A 21557-nucleotide genomic window follows, 5' to 3' on the forward strand; every position below is an offset into this window, starting at 1 on the left:
AGTTTTTATTTATTAACATAGTCTTAACATCTTGCAATTTAGCACATAAAAATTATTGCAATAGCAATACTATGAGAATTTTTAGTAAATCTTTAAGATCTGATATATCGGTATAAGTAATGCTCAATGTTGCCTTTCCTATAATGTTTCCAATGAATTATTTTTGATTTTAGGAGGCTGTATTATTAAAAAAATTGTAATAATGGCTCATGTCTATCAAGGAACATTAGGTAATTCTAATTTGGTTGCGAATCTAAAAAGAGATTCTAGCACAGCAAACTCGATAAAATGGAGACGATGGTTATTTGTAGAGGTGGATTTCTATACTAAAAGTTCGTTACAACATATAGATAAGCATATAAATTTTTATTTTGTATCATTTGATAAATAGTTTCTCGATCACACTCAACATCGTTTAAACAATATTTAATCCATTTTTCTTCAAATTTATTATGCATTTTATTTATATCGTATTGATTAATCAGGGTATATTAATCAATACGATGGAGGTAAAAGTTAATCGTTTATTTTAATATGTGATATCAAACTATTTGTTAATTGTTTTAGGGGCATTGCCATGTTGTACTCAAGCATCATCTTTTTTACCTCAAAGGTACATATCGTTCTCTTTTTTGATCAAAATTAGGAACATGTAAATGCCGAAGTTTTTTGAACACTCTTTGTTTATTTTGTTATTAACTTGAGAAATATATGATTAACATCATTGATAAATCAATCCCATACATGAGTGTCCTTAAAAAGCCCCATTGTACAGCGATTTAACTGGGGCAGGTTTAAGGCTTTTGCGTTAAGTTACCTGACTACTGAGCGTCAGTAATTGTAATTACCGAGGAAACACCCTGGGCTTTAGTATTAGGATTATACATTGCTTCTGCATAAGCTGGAGGTACAATGTATTTTCCAACGTTAACCGCTTTAATTTTATAAACAATTTCTTTGGCAGAAGAATCTATGCCACCAAAGAAATTTACTCGGTCTTCACGTATGTCTATATAATCCATAGTATTATTTTTTACTGAATCGGTTACCACTTCAAATCCCCCAGGTAAAAGATCTTCAATTGCGATATTAGGTAGATAATCACTTTCCAGAGCACGAATTTGGATATGAACTTCGATTTCACTTCCCAGGATTGTTGAGTTAATCGCATTCCCTTTTATATCCCTATATTCCCGGAAAATTTCCAGGCCCTGTTTTAAAGGTGAATCTGGCATAACCCGGTTAAAACCAGATTGCATAACCTGATAGAAAAATGTTTTTTTATCAGGATTATTAAATCGTATTTTTTGCACAGTATCATCAATTTCAGCTTTTTGGTAATTTGAATGAGTAATAGGGAGCTTAATTTCCTGATTATCCTTCATAATGTTTGTCATCGATAAAGCTGATGACGTCTCATAAGATAAGTTTTGATGGTAAGCACCTAATGCAAGACTTGTAAAACCGGACAATACTGTATTTATTTCATTATTATTGATTGTTTCTATTAATCGCATTAATAATTGATCCCCTACCTGGGGCAATAGATTAGGGAAATGTTTCGCGACAATATACAAGTATTGAGCATCTGCTATAGCGCTATTATAAAAATCAGTCACATAAGCTTGATTATTCTGAGGCTTATATAGGCCAATCAGTTGATTTGCTTCATCATGGCTTTGCAGTAATTGATAAGAAGCGGCAATATAAACTGTAGTAATATCTTTTTGCCATGCTTTTGTTTTGTCCTTTTCTAAATACAATTGCAGGTTTGACAGGTAGTTTGTGGTTACAATTTCATTTCGAGTCAAAATATAAATCGCATAAGCTTGAACTCTAGCTGCTTCCATATCTGAAACATTTTGACTTGCTAACGTTTTAAGAAAGTTAATACCATTAAAAAATAAATCATTGGGGACATTAAATCCTTGCGTTCTTGCTTCTGTCAGGAAGTGCATTGCATAAACACTTGCAAAGTCGTTGCTATGATTGTCGCCAAGACCAGGCCAATAACTAAAAGCCCCATTAGACATCTGGCGTTGGCTTAGCATTTGAACTGTAGCATTTACTTTTTCATGTACTTTTTTTGTTTCCTCACCAAATCCATTTTGGTTGTTCATGGCTAACAAGGGTAAGGCTTTACTGGTTAATTGTTCTGTGCAGCCATAAGGATAATTATCAAGATAACGCTGTAAGCCAAAAACAAGTATCATTGGGCTTGTCGAAATATTGGCATCCACTTTTCGATACTCAGGATACAATGTTTGCATGATATCTATTGTTTTTTGCTTTTCTACTGATTTGCCACTCGTTATAAAGGTACTAAGGGGCATTGCGGGTCTGATGCTCAGTGTGGCACTCATTGAGCTGGATTTATCACCCATACTCGCCTTAAAGTTGAGCTTTGTCCCACCTAATTGAGATGTTGCTTTTAGTTTAAAATGAACGGTTTGTTCATGGTTTTCAGCTATTTCTAAAGTTTGTGTTGCTGAGCCAATAACTTTAAGTTCAGGTGAGGGACTTAAATCAATACGAATCGATGCATGATCCCCCGAGTCCTTGACATTATTAGCAATAGATGCAGATACTTCGAATTCATCCCCTGGAGCGACAAATGTGGGGGCATTGGGATTAATAATAAAATCCCCTCGTATTTCGGCAGAAGTTTCTTGTGAACCGACAGAGTCAGAAGATACGGCAACAGCCATAACTCGTAATGTGCCATTAAAATAATCAGGGATTTGATAGATTAATTGATGATTACTGGGGTCTGTATCTACGATGCCTGACCAGTAGGCGACAGGTAATTCAGTCTTTCTTTTAAACGGATTAAGACGGCTTGCCATGCCTTCTTCGCCATTATCACCACCAACTGCAGAAAGTTCTCGATCTTGAATGAATTTCGGCATTATTTGATCTACTGTTTGTTGTGTCAAAACTTCAAGTGCATGTTTTTGAAAAAAGAAAGCTAATGGATCAGGTGTTTCATATCGCGCAACTTGGAGAATGCCTTCATCTACTGCAAAAACAATAATTTTACCTGGTTTATCTGTATGATAATTGATGGTAAATGGTTCACCAGGACGTGCAACTTTCTCAGTGAGTAAGTCAATTTTTATATCGTGATTATCATGATTGACAGTAAATGGAACAACACTATAACTGAGTGGACTGATAAAAATTTCAGGTGAATTCCAATCGCGGATGAAGGCAACATTAATGTAACCATCTCCTTGAAAATCAGCAGGAATATGAATGGTTTGTATTGAGTTGGTGGTATCTGTTTTAAACCATTGTGCAGCATAAACTTTATCACGTTCAATGGTTATCAAACCTGATCCTGTGTAGGGAGATGTGATTTGGATTTCGATGTCCTCATTGACCTGGTATTCTGGTTTATTTAATTTAATCGATAGTTCTGCATTCCTGGCCAAGGGTTGTTGGCTTGCACCAACAACACTAAATTTTAATTGATTAAGGACGGTGTCATCTTTACCTAAAACATTTAGGGAGAAATTGCCGATTTGTTGTGTGGGTAAAGTATAGTCAGTGCCTTGTTCTGTAATGTTAAAAGGGGAGGTACTCAATATTTTAGATTGAATAACAGATTGATATTGATAAGTTCCATCTGGTTTTTTAACTAAAGTGGTTACAGGTTGCAACGAAATAAGTTGGATTTTTAAATCCGTTACTTCTTCTTTATTCAATTGGGGGTTTACAGCAATATAATGAATCCCTCGCGTACTATTTTGTTTAATAAATGATAAGTCGCCATCCGGCTTGTATCCAACAAAATAGGGCAAGGGGCTAATTAAAGCTTTAGACTGGCTTGTTACACTACGACCACCTTCTGATTCAAAACCTTCAGCGAAGAAAGTAAGTTGATAGGTTGCCTTCTCATAACGATCTAGGTTTAAATCGAACTCTGCTTCACCTTTATCGTTTGTTGTAATGTCAGATAGTGTTTCTGTAAATACTTTTGCAGGTTTTTTAGGATCCAATAATGGATCAACAAATACGTAATCAGGGTATTGTTCAAATTCAACTTTTTGTGGTACGAGTAAAATTTTAGCGCTTATTCTTCGATGAGCAGCAGGAGCACCATATAAATTCCAAAGATTGACTTCACCTTTTAATCCTGTTGGTGAACTCCAACCTGAAGAGGGTTTTGGATACAACTGTGTAGTAATTTTCATTCTATCAGGCAAGAATTCAGAAACGCGTATGGTTGTTGAACCAAGAAGATTTTGTGGATAACCATCTTTGACTAAATATAAATTAACCATATACTGACCAGTAGGAGAGTTAGCATTGGTTGTAAAATCAAGATCCATATACCCTAAATCATTGAGGGTAATTTTTTCATCTTTTATTGTGGTTCCTCTTGAATCAACTACACTAACTTGCAAAGGTAATCCTGCAGGTTGAGGTTGTGCATATGCCTGCTTTACTATCATTCCAATGTGAACAGAGTCTCCTGGCCTATAGATACCTCTGTCAGAAAACAGATAAGCACTTAAACTATGCAGCTCTTGGTTGTAGGTATAAAGTCCTCCAATATCAAACTTAGAGAAGTTTAATTGTCGATTTGCATTATTATAGGGAATGAATGAAACATCATTATTTAACTGTGCTAAATAAACGGTTGGTTCTCTATCATCAACAAAATCTTTTAACGTTGGAAAGGTAGCTCTACCTTGAGCATCTGTTACTCGAGACAAGATAGGCAAACCATTTTTACCCAAAACAGTGACAGTTGCATTTGCAACCGGTGTTCCTTGGGTTATAGAATCAACAAAAATATCATGGCTTCCATCATTATTATCTTTTACCAACAAAGCCAGGTCTGTAATGAGTATCATGCGACTGGCTTTTACATCTAATGCAGTCTTATTAGCAATATCCCATCCTGTTGCTTGTAGTAAGAAGAGTCCTTGTGGGCCCATGGTATTTGTGCTCATGTTAAGATACTTATTAAAATCAAGAGCAGTATACTGTTGCTTTGCTAAATCAGTGGCATCAAACTCTTGAATTTCTGAAGAGATTTGGCTGATGTTTTGTTGATTAAAGGTGGGGTTAATGAAGTAAGGATTATTAAAGTCGCCCTGAGTTTGAGTAATTAATTGATTCACATTTTCAGGTAAAACCCGAGCAAAATCAAATTTTACTGCAGGTACTCCGCGAATAAGTACTGAAAGTTTTTTCTCACTACTCAAGGCTAATAATGAACCTTTATGTAGGAAACTGATTTCTTTAGGAATAGCTGGAACTGGTATGACTGCTGCGTATTCATTTCCTAAAGTAAAGTTCCCAAATCCCAGCATTCCTTTATCTATTTTTATATAAATGTACCTTGGGGTTTCGGCCTTAAATTTAAAACTATGTAGGGTTGAATAATTCTGTTCTGTGGGAAGGGCTTCTCTATTTAAAGGAGTTGCTAAAGAGAGTACTGCTTGGGTCACTTCGCCTGGATTTTGCCATTGATAATTTTCTTGAGCTTCTTCTGCGACAGTTGCAGGCTTATTTTTAGGAAGTAAGAATATATGAACTGATTTGTTAAATTGACTTTCATTGATCCCTAAAGATGTTTCAATTGTAAGAACTTGTTCAGGCCTGTCTTTGTCATTGCGAACAATTGAGGCTGATGCAGAGATAATTTTTAAAAAATCTTGGGCACTGGGTATTAAAAGATTCTGAGTGAGCTGATGTTGTAAATGAGCTGAATCGGTTGAAGATGTTACATCCTTATTTATGGTTAACCTTAAATAACGAGCTAAATTATCTATTTTTATTGTTTCGGAGTGCAGATAAGCAACTCGCTTGTTTTTATCGTAAGTTAATGTGAAAGACTGTTTTGCAGCAGTTGAGCCTGGCTGAGCCTGGTACATTAACGATGTATTTTTTTCTAAAGCTTTGGGATTTACCGGAAAATTGAACTCTATTGTAGCTACTGCATTTCTAATTTCGGCATGGACTGGATCCTGATAAAGTTTAAATTCAGTAATTGTTCCTTGGAATGGCTTTGTGCTAAAAGAGTAATCATGACGCTCCATATTCGCATTGGATGTGAAAAAATCGGATCCAAAATGAATTGTAAACTTCTGTCCCGCAGGCCAATCTTCAGAGGGCGTAAAGACTAATTGGCTGTCTGTATTCCAAGTCCATGTTCCAGGAATATTAGGGCTCATTTCTATACCATGAGAGACTGTTTTACCTATTTCACTCAGCGGAGCAACAGATTGATTAATAAATCCATTATTTTTTATTCCAAAATCAATGATTAAATTATTAGGGACTAATTGTTCTTCAGTATTTGGTGTAATATCAGGTATTGTAATTTGCGCGGTAGTATAAATGGGTTTGGGTAAGTTTTTATACCAATGCACTGTATAGCCTGCTGCAATTAAAACAAGAATGAGTACAACACTACTTCCCCAAAACATTTTAGGGGATGATTTTGATTTATTGCAAAGATAATTCATCCATGGGGGGCTTCGCCAATTTAATTTGCCAAATACAGAGGAAAATGCATTTAGAATTAAAGAGAGTGGACTTTTAGTCATAGTTTATCCCATGTGGTGAAAACTGATTGAAAATTTTTGCATCTATTTTATACTTTTTAGTGCATAATAGCGACTATGAACAAAACATTTAAATACCTAAGCATAATCTTTGTTGGGTTATTTGTCAGTGCATATTTGATAATATTTTTTTTACCAAAACCAATGTTATTGGAAGGTAGCAGTTTTTCACGTGCTGTTTATGATGATCATCATCAGTTATTAAGGTTAACATTAAGTCAAGACGAAAAATTTCGGCTTTTTACACCACTATCACAAATCTCAAAACAACTTATTGATGCGACCCTGTTGCAAGAGGATCAGTATTTCTATTGGCATTATGGGGTCAATCCTTGGGCTATGATAAAGGCAATTTGGCAAACTTATGGTGTGCAATCACGTAGAGTCGGCGCTTCAACTATAACGATGCAAGTTGCACGCATGCAATATGGTTTAAATTCAAAACAGATTACGGGTAAATTCATTCAAATTATACGTGCCATACAGATCGAAATGCATTATAGCAAAGAGCAAATATTAGAAGCATATTTAAATTTGGCTCCTTATGGAGGCAATATCGAAGGAGTGGGAGCCGCAAGTTTGATTTATTTTGGAACTTCGGTAAATAAAATTACTTTACCACAAGCTTTAACGTTGAGCATCATTCCTCAAAACCCAGGAAAAAGAACACCTAACAATAAAGAGTTGAGCAAGATCAGAGCGCATTTATTAGCGCGTTGGTTCTATAAACATCCTGAGGATGTTAATAAAAAGGGGATGTTTGACTTGCCTTTAGTCATGCAAAATATCCATACGCTACCGTTTAATGCACCTCATTTTACGAATACTCTATTACAAGATATATCACTCAAACAACAGGATATTGATACGACATTGGATTTCCGTGCGCAAAGGATTATAGAGCGAATTACACGCCATTACCTTGCGAGAAAAAAAAGTCTGGGCGTAAATAATGCGGCGATTTTACTTTTAGATACTCGAGATATGGGGATTAAAGGGATGTTGGGGTCTGCCGACTTTTTTAACCAAAGCATTAGCGGTCAAATTAATGGTACAGAAACCAAACGATCACCCGGGTCAACGCTTAAGCCATTTATTTATGGTTTGGCTTTAGATCAAGGTTTAATTCACCCAAATACTGTTTTAAAAGATGTACCTCATAGCTTTAATGGCTATAACCCAGAAAATTTTGATTATGATTTTATGGGGCCAATTAAGGCTAAAGATGCCTTGGTTCTCAGTCGAAATATTCCTGCAATTTATCTTGCAAGTCAATTGACAAATCCAACGCTGCATCAATTATTAGAGAAAGCACAAATAAGCCAGCTGCGATCGGAATCATTTTACGGCCTTTCTTTAAGCTTGGGTGGTGTTGAGTTAACCATGAAAGAATTGGTTGGATTATATGCCATGTTAGTTAATGATGGTATTTGGTATCCCCTTCGTAGCATTAGAGATGAAGAAAAGCCCAAAGGTATTCGTTTATTAAGTCCTGAATCAAGCTACCTTGTACTAGATATGCTAAAAAATACGCCACAAATGGATTATCAACCTCGGGGAGGAACACATTTACCAGTGGCTTGGAAGACAGGAACATCGTCTGGTTATCGCGATGCATGGACTGTAGGCGTATTCGGACCTTATGTTTTAGCTGTATGGATAGGAAACTTTGATAATAAAGCCAACCCTGCGTTTATTGGTAAGGATATTGCTGCTCCTTTGTTCTTTGAACTTATTGATGCATTAAGACAGGAACGGGCACCGGTCCGAGCATTAGAAAAATCTCCAGAACAAATGAATCTGAAAAAGATAGAAATCTGCAAAGCTTCCGGGATGTTACCAACTCGCTATTGCCAAGATACTGAATGGGGCTGGTTTATACCAGGGAAATCACCTATAAAGACCGATACGATTTATCGGGAGGTTGCCATTAATAGTAAAACAGGTTTGCGGACGTGTCATATTGATGCAAATACACGTTTCGAAATTTTCGAATTTTGGCCTTCTGATTTACTCAATATTTTTAAGAAAGCTGGAATTCAAAGACATTCCCCACCTTTTTTTGAACCTGATTGTGCACTATCTGGAAATTCGAGTATTAATCCACACATAACTTCCCCTCAAAATGGAATTACTTATGTGATTCGTGCTGACTCTCAGCAAAATAATACTATTCCACTTACTGCTGTGACAGATGCAGGCGTTGCTTATGTATATTGGTTTATCAATGAAACATTCATTGCAAAAACTAAAGCAGGAGAATCATATTTATGGAAAGCTAAGCCTGGTAAATTTGTTGTTAGAGCAGTTGATGACCATGGACAATCTGCAGCTCGCGATATTAATGTCCAATTAGATAGTTAAAAACATCGGTTTTTAATTACAGTGTATTTTTAATATCATGGCCTCCAGGGTTAAGCCTGGCCCAAATGCGCAGCTAATAATGTTTTGATGGTTGTTTTTAATAGCTAATTTATCCCACATTTTTTTCAAAACAAATAGTACGGTTGCAGAAGACATATTTCCATAATTTCTTAATACCTCATAAGCATGTTCATTCTTTTGAATAGGGATGTTTAATGCTGCTTCACAAGCATGCAAAATTTTAATACCGCCAGGATGAATTGCATAGTGATGAATATCATCAATTGAATAATGGGACAGTTTCAGTAGGGTTTCTGTAAACATGGAGATCCCAGATTTAATCGCCTCAGGGACATAGGAACTCAGCACAATATCAAATCCATAATCTGCTATACTCCATGCCATATCATGAGAAGTTTGTGGCACCAGATCACAATAAAATGATTGAATACAGAAATACTTATCTAGTTTTGAGTGATTTTGAATCAACACAGATGCAGCTCCATCAGCAAAAAGAGCATTTGAAACCATATTTTCCAGATTAAAATTATTTTGAAAGTGAATACTGCATAACTCAACACAAACTAACAATACATTAGCGTTTTGTTCTGCTTGGCAAAATGCGTTAGCTACCTTTAATCCATTAAACGCGCCATAACATCCCATAAAATTAATTGCTGTACGTTTTACAGCGGGATTTAAATTCAGTTTTTGAACAATTTCAATATCAATTCCAGGAGCATACATACTCGTACAACTTACAGTGATTAAATGTGTGATGTTTTTTTTGTCAAATTCAATCGAATTGAGGCAATTTTCAATAGCAGTGATCGCTAAATGAAGAGCGTGCTGTTTATATAAATGCATCCGTTTTGCTGTTGAAGGAAAAGCATCCTCAGGATTATTGGGGAAAAACTCGAATTCTCCAGGTAATTTGCAATAATCACTTAAGATGCTATATCGAGTATTGATTCCTGATGATTTATAAATTTTTTTCAATATTTTTTCTTGGCGCTTATCAAGATGAAATGCTTCAACGAGCAGTTCAGCAACTTCCAATTGTGTACGTTTAAAAGGTGGATTTGCTATGCCAATAGCGGTAATTTTTGATTGCATTTTTTCCTTTTTAAAAATAGTTCCGTGCAGAGAATCAAATTTATACCATAATTTATAGGGAGGAAGACTAATTGCAGTATTTATTTATTGCACAATAAAAAATTGCCCTATTGTTAAAATATCATGACTCAACTTACAAAACGATCAAAAGAAAAAGAATTAATTGATCTTGGGCAAGATTATTACACACCGCAAGAATACATCCATTCATTAAAACAACTTTTTAAAATCAATAAGCTAATGGGTATTTTTAAACATACGGTCCATGTGTTAAAACAATTTTCTCCTAATGCTGTATTAGTCGATGTTGGTTGTGGTGGCGGTTTGTTTTTGATAAATCTATACAAATATTATCCTGGAATGCATCTATTAGGCTTAGATGTTTCTAAAGAAGCGATACAACTGGCTCAAGATGAACTTAATAATTGGCTCCCCTCTGATGAAACCCATTTTATTGAGTTTCAAATCCAGCAGCAACCAGAGTTAGATTTGAGTTTAAATAGCGTGGATATCATTGTACTCAATTTAGTATGCCACCACTTAGATGATAATGAATTGGTTCAGTTTTTGTACAAAGCAAATAAAGCAGTTCGTCATGCGATAATCATTAATGATTTGCAGCGAAGTTTTATCGCTTATTGGTTTTATAAAATCATCAGTCCAATTTTTTTTAAAAATCGATTGATTACGCATGATGGGCTTATTTCGATTCAGAAAGGGTTTACTCGAAAAGAGTTAAAAACTATAGTGAAACAAGCAAAGATTCATAATTACCGTATAAAATGGCACTTTCCATTTTGGTGGAGTATTCTTATTTTAAAATAATAAGGTTTAAAATCAATGACATTGGATGTGCTGATTATTGGAGGAGGGCCTGCTGGTGCTACAACCGCGATTTTACTTGCTAAAGCGGGCTGGTCAGTAGGTTTAATTGAAAAGAAAGAATTTCCACGGAAAAAAGTGTGTGGCGAATTTATTTCGGCCACAAGTTTGCCACTCTTACAAATCTTAGGATTGGAAAAATTTTACTTTGAAAATGGGGGCCCCGAGGTTACCAGGGTAGGCTTGTATGCTGGTGATGTCATTTTGACAGCTAATATGCCACACATGAATTCTTCAGCAAACCCATATGGAAGGGCACTGGGACGTGAATATTTAGACACTGCTTTAATAAATGAGGCTAAGTTAAATGGTGTCACTATATGGCAACCTTGTGAAGCAATACATCTACAGAATAAAAATGGTTTATTTTTTTGTACTATTAAAAAAGAAGCTAAAATTTCTGAGACTGTTTGCTCTTTGCGTGTTGTGATGGCCTATGGTTCCTGGGGCAAAAAAATTGATTCTTCAGATGCCAAAATACACAAGGATTGCGATCTTTTAGCATTTAAAGCACATTTCAAAAACTGCAGTTTATCAAAAAATATGATGCCCTTGTTGGCTTTTCCTGGCGGATATGGAGGTCTTGTGCATAGTAGCCCACAACAAGTCGCTCTTTCATGTTGTATTCGGCGTGATACGTTGAAAAATTTGCGGCTTAAATCCCCTGATTTACCCGCAGGTGAGGCAGTATTTAAGTATATTAAAGAACATTGTCGAGGGGTTCGTGAGGTATTTGAGCTCGCACATATTGACGATAAATGGTTGGCTGCGGGTCCAATCCAACCTGGTATTCGCACCTGTTATAAAAATGGTATTTTTTTTGTGGGTAATATTGCTGGTGAGGCTCATCCTGTTGTGGCAGAGGGAATTAGCATGGCAATGCAATCGGCATGGCTTCTTTCACAAAGTTTGATTCAATTCAACATGAAACAGAATAATAATCTAAACGATGCTGGTAAATATTATACACAACAATGGCGTAAATATTTTGCTCACCGTATCTACGCTTCAATTTTTTTAGCACATTTGGCAATGTTAAAACCTTGGGGTAGGGCATTGTTACTGCCTATCATACAACAGTTTCCTGCCCTGTTATCTTTAGGTGCAAAATTCAGTGGTAAAACGCAACAAATTGTACCCGGTGACGATCGTAATATTTAAATAAAAATTCTATTGAATCTTTTAACCCTGATGGTGTGCCTAATCCCTTTTTAAGCATCAAACGGATAAAATATAAACTTAATAAAAGGCAAGATAAAATTAATACAGAAAACTCTAGGGAGCATTCTAATACCAGACCTAATACATTCGGAGATGAATTATTTAGCGATAGGCAGAGATTCACCGAAACTTTTTTTCAGCATAATATTCAAAGGATTCAAGAAGACTCTGAAAAAAATAATCCGACTAATGATATTAATGAAATGAAATAAGGCGTCTAGCCGTTGATCCCTGAAATTTCCGAGATAATTTTTGTTACTCTGATAAGGATAGGTTGATTGATATTTTGGGGATCAGTCAGGGAAACTTGAAAAGATGATGTAGCACTAACATAGCAATTATTTATAATCTACTATAAAAATAACAATATGTTTATATAAGAATCATTTAGCTATTACGCATAGCAATATTTAATATCACTTAAAATACTCGGTACCTTATCCCAGCAATGTTATAAGCAAATGCCGTTGTTGTGGAGCATAACGATGCTCATACAAATATATTCCTTGCCAATTTCCTAATGCGAGTTTCTTATTTTGTATAGGGATGCTCAGACTTGTTTGAGTTAATATGGTTCTGATATGTGCCGGCATATCATCTTTACCTTCTATTGTATGCTTAAATAACGTGTCCCCATCTGGAATAAGCTTTTTCAGAAAGTTTTCCAAATCTTCGCGTACTTGTGCATCATAGTTTTCGCATATCATTAATGATGCACTTGTATGCTGTAAAAATAAGTGACACAGTCCGTTTTGGGAGGGAAAATTTGCGCTTAATAGATTGATTTTGTCTGTAATATCAAAAGTACTGCGTCCCGTTGTATTCAGTATCAGTGTATGTTGTTCTAGGTACATTTCCCTCTACTCTTTAAAAAATTATTCCTTGAATAATTCTACTCCTCTATTTCATAATTGTGTATTTTTTTTGAATTCAATTCATTCATCATGAATCAACAGAATAGAAAAATGAAATTTGGTGCAATAAAATATGTGATAGTAAGTGTCCTATGGGGAGTTATGGTGTCCAGTATTGCTGATCAATACAAATTTTTATTAATTGCCGATCCAAAAATAGTAGCAATTCCCATCATAGATAATCATGAAAAGATGATTGATTTAAAAGGCCAACATGAAATTGCTTTTGGTCCTTCACCTGAAATTCCGAATAATACCGATTATACAAAGCTTAGAAAGACTGTTTATGAGAAATTAAAACAAGCACAAAAATTATTGCCCGAAGGATTACGTTTTTGTCTGTATGAGGGGTATCGAAGCTTACAACTGCAAGAAATGTTATTTGATGCGCGATATGCAAAAGTTAAACAACAACATCCTGCCTGGTCGCAAGCACAGCTGTTTCATGAAACTACTAAATTGGTTTCACCGGTAATTAATTTGGATTCTTCAAAAAATGTCCCACCTCATTCAACAGGTGGGGCTATCGATGTCTATTTAATTAATGGAAATGGTGAAGAAGTGGATATGGGTATTCATCCAAAGGATTGGATGGCCGATTTAAACGGTACATTATCTTTGACAAATTCTGATGTTATTTCAAAAGAGGCAAAACACTACCGGCATATTATGAGTGAGGTATTAAGTCGTGTGGGTTTTGTCAATTATCCTACGGAATATTGGCATTGGTCTTATGGTGATCGTTATTGGGCTTACTACTCCCATAAACCTCATGCAATCTATAGTAGCGATATTACAACAGAAAACAAATAGCTTAGCATTCGTTGAATGCCAACAATTGTTTAAAAAAGTGGGCGTTTTAAAAAAACACTGTTCTATTAATGATGAAAATTCTCAGTGCAGCAAGAAGCCTTAATATGAGCGAATTTAAAGTTTGGAGGGATTTCACTTCTATCAAGAGCCTCACGCTGGATCAATTTAAGTAGACTCCATTGTTCCACTTGACTTAAATTTTACCTCTGCAACTGTATATATTTTTGCCTCATCAAAGATCATAATCAAAAACAATAGGCGAATTGATACCATGAACCAAATTCGGTATTATTTTATTAGTTGCATAGTTAATATGAGCAGGGTGATTTAAATACACTTCTCTATCTTCTGCAGTACGAAACTCCATAATAAATCCAAATAAATATCCTCTATCTAAATTTTCTGGACTATTATTTTTTCCGTAACTAAAAGATTTTATTTCCGGGATTATTTCTTTTAGTGCCCCTAGTCCTTTTAATAACTGCAAGCATTCATCATCATTAAGTTCATTTTTAAAGGGCAAGAGAACGACATGCCTTATCATTTAAGTGATCCATTAATTTGTTTTCTTGAATTAATTTTAAATCAATTCCTGAGAAAAGAGTAGTGTCCGCGTTTAACTTCAATTATTAAGTCTGATTATTTCGATAATCAGACTTAATATTATAGTCGTGTGGGCGGCAAAATTATGAATTATATTTGGTCACCACACTGGGGAGCTGCACATGTGATGTCACATGGATAGTTCTTGATGACAATCTTTTGCAGATTAAACAAATTAATGAGTTGCCATTCTCATCCAGACAAACAACTATATTAAATCCTATTCTTATGGATAAAATTGATAATTTTATTTATAAATCAACAACTTGTGTTTGGTTTATCATTTATGTTTAATAGAGAGAATTAATCATAATGAATTAGCTGAGTTAAAAGACGCTATAAATTAAGAAGCTAATTAACATATTACTTATCTCTGTTTGATAATGGAGAAACTAATTGAGGCATGTATCCGTGTCAATTTAGTGGCTCCGCAACTTACTCATAATACTTTAATCAATGATCTTACAGATATTGGTTCCAATAGTATCGATGAACATTGTAAATTAGCTTTTAATAAACTTTCTGGATTAAGGTAATCTAAGTTACTTGCTCAAGAAACAGCTGAGATTATTGAGTATTGGCAAACAAAAATGGAATTATTACTACATGATACACCTTGTGATGACCAAAAAAAATCATATTAAGTTAGGTTACATAATGTGTCTGCATCGGAGCGCAAGTTCCGAAGCACTTGGTCTGGTGAGAAGTGGGTTTGGCATTTTCTCTTTTCATAACGAGACGTTATCAACCATGGATTCATGGATTGCATCTGCTAAATAATGATCGATATTACCTGGTCTCATAATGCCCTTATATATTTAGTGCCCAATTTGTAAAATTACTTAGGCCAGGTTAATAAGAGAACTCCAAATAAAATAAATAAAGAATGCATGCTTTTATCCAACCAGGATATTTTTCCTGATGGATTTTTAAGCTGATTTGGCAATGTAATCATTAGGATGATACTAATAACTCCCCGAATAATGATGCCAAACAGACAAAATAAGAAACCGAGTAAAAAAGTTTGATATTTCACATCAGGTGCATCAATGGTGATACATTGCGGCAAAATTGCCATAAAAAAAAGAAGAACTTTGGGATTCAAAAGATTAATAATTACACCTTTGCAAAATATAAAATAATCTTTACTGACTAAATAAAAATTATTTGCCGGTTTTAATGTTTCCTTTTTTAAGGCCGATGCTCCAAGATAAATTAAAAATACGGCGCATAAATATTGGCTTCCTATCAAAAAGAAAGGAATTTTAATCAGTAGAACGGTTAATCCAAGGGTAGCCGCTATAGTATGCACAAAAGTACCGCACTCAATTCCAATTAGCGATAATAGTGTCCTACGATTATTTTTTTGAATACTGTGATGCATCACGTAGAACATCGCTGGCCCAGGCATTATATTTAATAAAACAGCCATCATAAAAAAGTAAGTCATTTTGTTATCCTTAACAGTAATGGATTTCTTGAAACAAGGAAGCCAGCTTATTTGAGTCATGCGCAATTTGACTGCTTGACTCGTCCGTGCATAATGCTCTGGCGATAAGATTTGCAATGATTTTCATTTCAGATTCCTTCATGCCTCGGCGCGTCATTTCGGTTGTCGCTAATCTTAAGCCTGTGGGTAAAGTAGATGCTGCTCCAGGAATAAAAACAGGGTTTCCAATGATGTCACAGCGTTCTAATCGTCTGATAGCATCCCACCCTCCTGCATAGGCGGTCATATCAAGAAGGACTTGATGGGATTGAGTAAACCCTTTGCTTTTTGCCCAAACAGTCAGCCCATAGGCATCCAAAGATTGGGCCAATGCCTGGGCATTTTTAATGACTTGCGACATGTACGCATGACCATACTCTAAAAACTCCAGAGCAGTTAACCCTAATGCAGCAACACGATTTAACTGGTACGTACCGACAAAACCAGGAAAAATCAATGAAGAAAAACGCGCATTAAGCGTTTGATCATTCCATAACAAAAGCCCGCCTTGAGGACCACTGAATGTTTTTCTTGTGGAACCACTTACCACGTCGATTTTTTGTAAAAAAGGATTGGCAAAACAGCCCCCTGCTATTAATCCTAATTCATGCGCTGCATCGTAAAAAACCCTGGCACCGTGCTGGTGGGCGATGGTTTGAATTGTTTGCAATGGCAGTTCAAACAAAGATACCGATAATCCAAGACTAATCAGAGATGGATGGTGCTGATAAACCAATTGCTCCAGCCGTTTTAGATCAATGCTAAGGTTATCTTCCAAAAAAGGCATAGGTACTACATTGAGTTGCAATAACCCTAGCATACTTTGTTCACTATGACTGGAATCCCCACCCTGCTCCGGCATAACAGCTATGACCGTATCGCCTGGTTTCGTAAGGAGGGAATAGACCACTTGACATGCCTGCGTACCGCCAATAAGCCGAAAATCACAAAATTGGCATTGAAAAAGTGATTTGAGGCTTTCGTAAGTATAAGCTTCCATTTCATCAATCCAATGAGTTGCGGCAAAATAACGCTGCTTCGCGCCAATATGGCCTCCTGCTGTCCTTATGCATAGATCACCAGACAATAAAGATCTCGCCATTGGGCTTAATGGGCCTTCTGCTGCTACCAAATTGATACACCGATTCATTCGCCATTCTTGATTATATTGGATGGTCTTTATAAAGTGATGGCGCTTATCGGCAAAAGTAGGATAACTCGATAATTGCAGCTTTGCCCGCTGTAAAACAGCGGGATCAGCTAGGAGGACTTTATGCGACATGACGAGCCGCCGTTGCATTTGCATTATCCCACCAACGGTCATCTACCTCATGGGAGCTTTTGTTTGTATCACGGATACTGGCCCAAGTCATATTTAACATGATTCTCGTTGCATCGTAACGTAAGGGAACTGTGCGGTGCAAAGTAGTATCAGCTTTTAAGAGATACACATCACCAGGAACAAAAGAATAGGTATAAATAGGATGATCGCAAAGGTATTGATAAACATCAGGTTGTTCTTTATCCCAACTGGTATGAGGAATACATTGCAACATTCCACCGCAATCTACTGGAGGCATTTCTACAATCCAAATTAAAGCATAGCCATAGTCGCCCCAATGCCACCCATGAGTATCACCACTGAACTCTTGTTTTGTGATAACAAATTTTTCATCTTCTTTCACGTCAGTGAAAAGTGGTTCTTGGCTAAGCATCGCCAAAAATTGCAATAATGCGGGAGACTCCCTGACTTCGCTTAATAAAGTGCTATGCTCCGCAATGAGTTCGCTTCTTACTACGCTTAAATATCGTGGGGTATTGTCGGTTGTTTTTAAAATCAAATCACGGCGTTCGGCATATTTTTTTAATAATTGTTGGATTTCAATATGAACAAGGGATTTAAGTTCATTGTTAACCACATCAGGTATTTTAATCATCCCTTGTCTTAAGAAAGTCTCACTTAATTTGCGTATTTTTTTAGGTGAAAACGCCTCTTTTGTATGCTTGGAAATTTGCTCATTTAATCTATCCATTTTTGTCCTTTTGTTGTTAAAAGCAAGACTATTTTTTATTTTTTTTATTTGTAATCAATAGGTTATTTCAGTAATATATTATTTCATATTTGCAATAATCAATGTGGTATGATTTCTGAGATTCAAGTTTTTATACAAGTGGTTGATAGCAACAGTTTTTATAAAGCGGCAAATGTATTAAAGATGTCGCCTGCATCGGTCACTCGAAAAATTGCCAGATTAGAAGCATCACTGGGTGTCACTCTTTTAAACCGAAACACCAGACGATTCTCATTAACGAGTTATGGCGAGTATTGTTATCAACACTGTCAAATGATTAGCGGACTAGTGTCAGAATTGCACCAAAGTATTGCTGATAAAATTAAATCACCCAAAGGTACGCTTCATCTCAGTATTGCTGCCTATTCAGGCTACATGGAGTTAATCCCCATTATTTCGGAATTCATTAAAAAATTCCCACTGATTAAAATTAATTATTTCAAAAGCAATATTTATCCTGACTTCATTGAGGATACCTTTGATTTTTATTTTCGTTATAAAGAAATTCACACACGCACATTACAATCCCAAAAACTTATTGAGCATCAGCTGATTTGTTGTGCTTCACCTCACTATCTCCAGCATCATGGGATGCCCGAGCATCCTCATGATTTAATTGATCATAATTGTATTATTCATCAAATTAATTTATATGAGGGCGAAATCTGGGATTTTGATGATAATAATCAATTAATCTCTGTTACCGCCTCTGGAAATTTACGCGTCAACAATTCTGCTTTAGCATTGGAAGCGGTTATGGAAGGCATAGGCATTGCTCGACTCCCACAATATTTTTTTCAAAATCATTTAGATAATGGAGAGTTAGTGGAGGTTTTAGTAAACTATCGTTGCCCCCCTCTCACTGTCTGGTTAATACATCCCCGTAACCAATATATGTCTTACCACCATAAAATTTTTATGGAGTATCTTGTTGAAGCCTACCGTCGTTTAAATAGCAAAAATACTTAAACACTTATTGACAATTAAATGAAATAAAAGCATTTTTTCCTCGCTGTAAAATTAATAAGCTAAAATAAGGAATAAACTATTGAAAAATGCGACTATCGAAAGAATTTTAAATCACAAATTGATTGATTTGGATTTACCGGCACTTCCTGCAAAACATAATCATCAGGGCTGGGAGGTTTTATATCGACTTTATTTTCCCGAAATGCCAGAGGTAAATACGAATTTTTATAATGCCTTTAGTAATGCCTACGTACAGATTTTCCGTGATGGGATTAATTCATTGTCTATGTTGCAAAATCGTTCGGAAGCTGTAAGAAGCGATAAACGGCTTGTTTACCATGTGGTATCTTTTCGCGGTAGTGAACTAAAATGGGCGGTATATCCCCTTCAAAATGACAAGAAAACAGTATTGGCTGCGGTAGAAGACGATTGTAACGCGTTGGCATTTGCCTCTCCTTTGATGCAAGATGATGGTGACGTAGTATTTAAAGCTATAGCGAATAAACAGGGCTGGGCAATACAGTATGCTTCTCCACGTTTGAAAGAAAATTATGATATGCGTCAATCTGCCGTTGAAGAATATGGTTTGGCATTGGAACATATTCCTAGTCAACAAAGGGATCTTAACCTATCCCTGCGCGCTTTACGCTCAAATTTATCTGCGTCATTGTATTGTACTGAGAATATAAGAAAAACACCTGAATACCAGAAAGTACTGCAACTTAAGGATTATCAAGAACGGCATCGGGTGATTACTTTTTTCCTCTCTCAGGGGTTAACAATGAAAAATGCCCGCAAGACTATTGTTTCAGAGGAGATTAATGAGCCCATAGATTCATTAAGCTTGTAGTAAGTATATTTTATCAGCCATTGATCTAAAGAAGCGGCGTGCTAACTATCTGCGTCGCTCAAGGCACCTTTACATATAATTTTTGAATTTTATAATTAATTAGTTTTAACGTAAAATTTCACGTAATGGCGCTAACTTAATAAATTAAGAATTAAATATCAATTGGTTAATTTTGAATTAAAGAACAACGTCAATTATTTTTACAAACATTAAGAGGGATAAAATTGATTGCCAATACTTTCAATCCCAAGTAGCCATTAGTGAAAAAAGCTTTAAACGCAAAAGAAAGCTTCTATTCTCTTTGGTATATTCTATGATATTTGAGATAGTGAAACAGAGTTTAGCGATATAATGTAAATTATTGGAGCCTACAGGAAAAGTGATCCCTCCATCGAAGTGAGCATTTGCAAAACCGCTTTATAAAATCAGCCAATTAGGATTCCACGAATTTCTAGAGGATAGTTTAGCCGGTATTATATACGAGATCCTAAGTATGGATGCTGGAGAGGATATCGAGTAATTTGCACAGGGAAAAATTGATTATAATCATGTTATAAAAACTAGAGAGAACTCAAGATGTTCAGGTGGTTGCATTAATATTTAATATTGGAGAAGTTGAGGTATTAATTAACGCGTTGGCGAGTGAGTTCCTGGGACTTGAGATCCCCGGACACGCTTTTGTTGTTTGCATTTGGCAACAACAGAAAAGATATGCTCAATATCTAATCCAACTTTAGTATGCTTTGATACTCATCTGTTCTTTCTAATAGCAGATTGGCTTCTTTAATCTGCTTTACGGTTTCTTTGTAAGAGCCCGTCTTTCCGATTCCAAAACCACGATGAATATTCAGTGCATCTGAAACTTTTTTATTGTCGATAATATTGGGATTCGTCCTGACATTTATTATAGTACTGAAAGTGTAAGTATAGATCTATTTGGTCTTTATCTGTCTTCTAAATATTAGGTAGCCTAAATATAAGAATCGAGTGTTCTGCCGTGCTAAAAATGATCGCTTGAAAATCATAATGTAATCCAATGTTTCTTAGCTAAATCCATTCCAAACTATTGAGTAAGATTGAAACGCGTTAGAATTCGCCTCTTTTATTTAAGCTTTATATTTGATTCTGGGATGGTTTATTGACATCAATAGGGGTTAGATTACTAAATAGTGTTTGAGGTGGATGATCTTTTCGCTGCCAATAATTTTCTTTCCTCATCGACAATAGAAGAATCTTCGGGCGCCAGGTTTTTAACTTGTTTAAGTCCGCGATTGGGATTTGTCATTACATTCTCTAAGTATCCCAGTTGCAATAATTGCGTAGGCAGTTTAAGCGAACCTTAATTCTTTAAAAATAAAATTGATACCTTCTATTTTAGAGGGAGCTTTGGATGGAGGAGTGCAACAAGATGGCTATGCACAAATACCCCCTATCCCCTGATTAAAAAACTGGCACTACAGATTGATATTGATTATGTAAGTAATATGAATGAATTTGCACCGATAAAATCAACAAAATTACCAACCATTACCATTCATTTAAAGATTTTAAAAAAACTCTTGGAAAAGAATGATCCCTGGAAAAATTAGTTTTTCTCATAATGATATAAAAATTACAACATTGAATCTGAATGAGATGAGTTGTGAGACTTTTTTTCAGTAAGAGAAAATTTTTAAAATGAAC

Annotated in this window: 14 protein-coding genes; 7 read left to right on the forward strand and 7 right to left on the reverse strand. The window is 35.6% G+C overall.

Annotation, left to right across the window (positions count from 1 at the left end; genetic code table 11):
- Positions 1–821: 821 nt before the first annotated feature.
- A complete protein-coding gene (locus EKG34_RS13180) occupies positions 822–6563 on the reverse strand; it encodes an alpha-2-macroglobulin (protein ID WP_003631602.1) in 5742 nt (1913 codons plus the stop codon).
- A 75-nt stretch (positions 6564–6638) separates the two neighbouring features.
- On the opposite strand from EKG34_RS13180, the gene pbpC reads away from it, so the two are divergent.
- On the forward strand, positions 6639–8945 hold the full coding sequence (gene pbpC, locus EKG34_RS13185; protein WP_003631601.1) for a penicillin-binding protein 1C: 2307 nt from the start codon (positions 6639–6641) through the stop codon (positions 8943–8945).
- 12 nt (positions 8946–8957) lie between these two features.
- Here pbpC and EKG34_RS13190 read toward each other — a convergent pair whose 3' ends face one another.
- Complete coding sequence (locus EKG34_RS13190) at positions 8958–10061, reverse strand: type III polyketide synthase (protein ID WP_080619789.1); 1104 nt, start codon at positions 10059–10061, stop codon at positions 8958–8960.
- 123 nt (positions 10062–10184) lie between these two features.
- Between EKG34_RS13190 and EKG34_RS13195 the strand changes: the two genes are divergently transcribed.
- Entirely contained in the window at positions 10185–10886 is a 702-nt protein-coding gene (locus EKG34_RS13195) for a methyltransferase domain-containing protein (protein ID WP_003631599.1), read from the forward strand.
- 15 nt (positions 10887–10901) lie between these two features.
- The gene (locus EKG34_RS13200) at positions 10902–12104 is read left to right on the forward strand and encodes an NAD(P)/FAD-dependent oxidoreductase (protein WP_003631598.1); all 1203 of its coding nucleotides are present in this window, start codon (positions 10902–10904) and stop codon (positions 12102–12104) included.
- Positions 12105–12601: 497 nt separating this feature from the next.
- Here the strand turns inward: EKG34_RS13200 and EKG34_RS13205 are convergent, their stop codons facing one another.
- Entirely contained in the window at positions 12602–13018 is a 417-nt protein-coding gene (locus EKG34_RS13205) for a secondary thiamine-phosphate synthase enzyme YjbQ (protein WP_003631595.1), read from the reverse strand.
- A 111-nt stretch (positions 13019–13129) separates the two neighbouring features.
- Between EKG34_RS13205 and EKG34_RS13210 the strand changes: the two genes are divergently transcribed.
- Positions 13130–13891 (forward strand): M15 family metallopeptidase, encoded by a 762-nt coding sequence (locus EKG34_RS13210; protein ID WP_223800017.1) that lies wholly within the window; start codon positions 13130–13132, stop codon positions 13889–13891.
- 232 nt (positions 13892–14123) lie between these two features.
- Here EKG34_RS13210 and EKG34_RS13215 read toward each other — a convergent pair whose 3' ends face one another.
- On the reverse strand, positions 14124–14435 hold the full coding sequence (locus EKG34_RS13215) for a Dabb family protein (protein WP_003631591.1): 312 nt from the start codon (positions 14433–14435) through the stop codon (positions 14124–14126).
- Between the two features lie 442 nt (positions 14436–14877).
- Here EKG34_RS13215 and EKG34_RS18270 point away from each other — a divergent pair, with 442 nt between their 5' ends.
- On the forward strand, positions 14878–15030 hold the full coding sequence (locus EKG34_RS18270; RefSeq protein WP_003631589.1) for a hypothetical protein: 153 nt from the start codon (positions 14878–14880) through the stop codon (positions 15028–15030).
- Positions 15031–15332: 302 nt separating this feature from the next.
- Here EKG34_RS18270 and EKG34_RS13225 read toward each other — a convergent pair whose 3' ends face one another.
- From EKG34_RS13225 to EKG34_RS13235, 3 genes are read right to left on the reverse strand one after another with little or no spacing between them, the layout of a single operon-like run.
- Complete coding sequence (locus EKG34_RS13225; protein ID WP_012979096.1) at positions 15333–15944, reverse strand: LysE family translocator; 612 nt, start codon at positions 15942–15944, stop codon at positions 15333–15335.
- A gap of 10 nt (positions 15945–15954) precedes the next feature.
- Positions 15955–17265 (reverse strand): aminotransferase class I/II-fold pyridoxal phosphate-dependent enzyme, encoded by a 1311-nt coding sequence (locus EKG34_RS13230; RefSeq protein WP_003631585.1) that lies wholly within the window; start codon positions 17263–17265, stop codon positions 15955–15957.
- Complete coding sequence (locus EKG34_RS13235; protein ID WP_003631584.1) at positions 17255–18016, reverse strand: HalD/BesD family halogenase; 762 nt, start codon at positions 18014–18016, stop codon at positions 17255–17257. The genes EKG34_RS13230 and EKG34_RS13235 overlap by 11 nt, the downstream gene beginning before the upstream one ends.
- A gap of 108 nt (positions 18017–18124) precedes the next feature.
- Here EKG34_RS13235 and EKG34_RS13240 point away from each other — a divergent pair, with 108 nt between their 5' ends.
- Positions 18125–19024, forward strand: coding sequence for a LysR family transcriptional regulator (locus EKG34_RS13240; protein ID WP_003631583.1), 900 nt, complete (start codon positions 18125–18127; stop codon positions 19022–19024).
- 79 nt (positions 19025–19103) lie between these two features.
- Entirely contained in the window at positions 19104–19874 is a 771-nt protein-coding gene (locus EKG34_RS13245; protein ID WP_003631582.1) for a DUF4116 domain-containing protein, read from the forward strand.
- Positions 19875–21557 lie beyond the last annotated feature (1683 nt).

Origin of the sequence: Legionella longbeachae (genome assembly GCF_004283175.1) — a bacterium.
GTDB lineage: Bacteria > Pseudomonadota > Gammaproteobacteria > Legionellales > Legionellaceae > Legionella > Legionella longbeachae.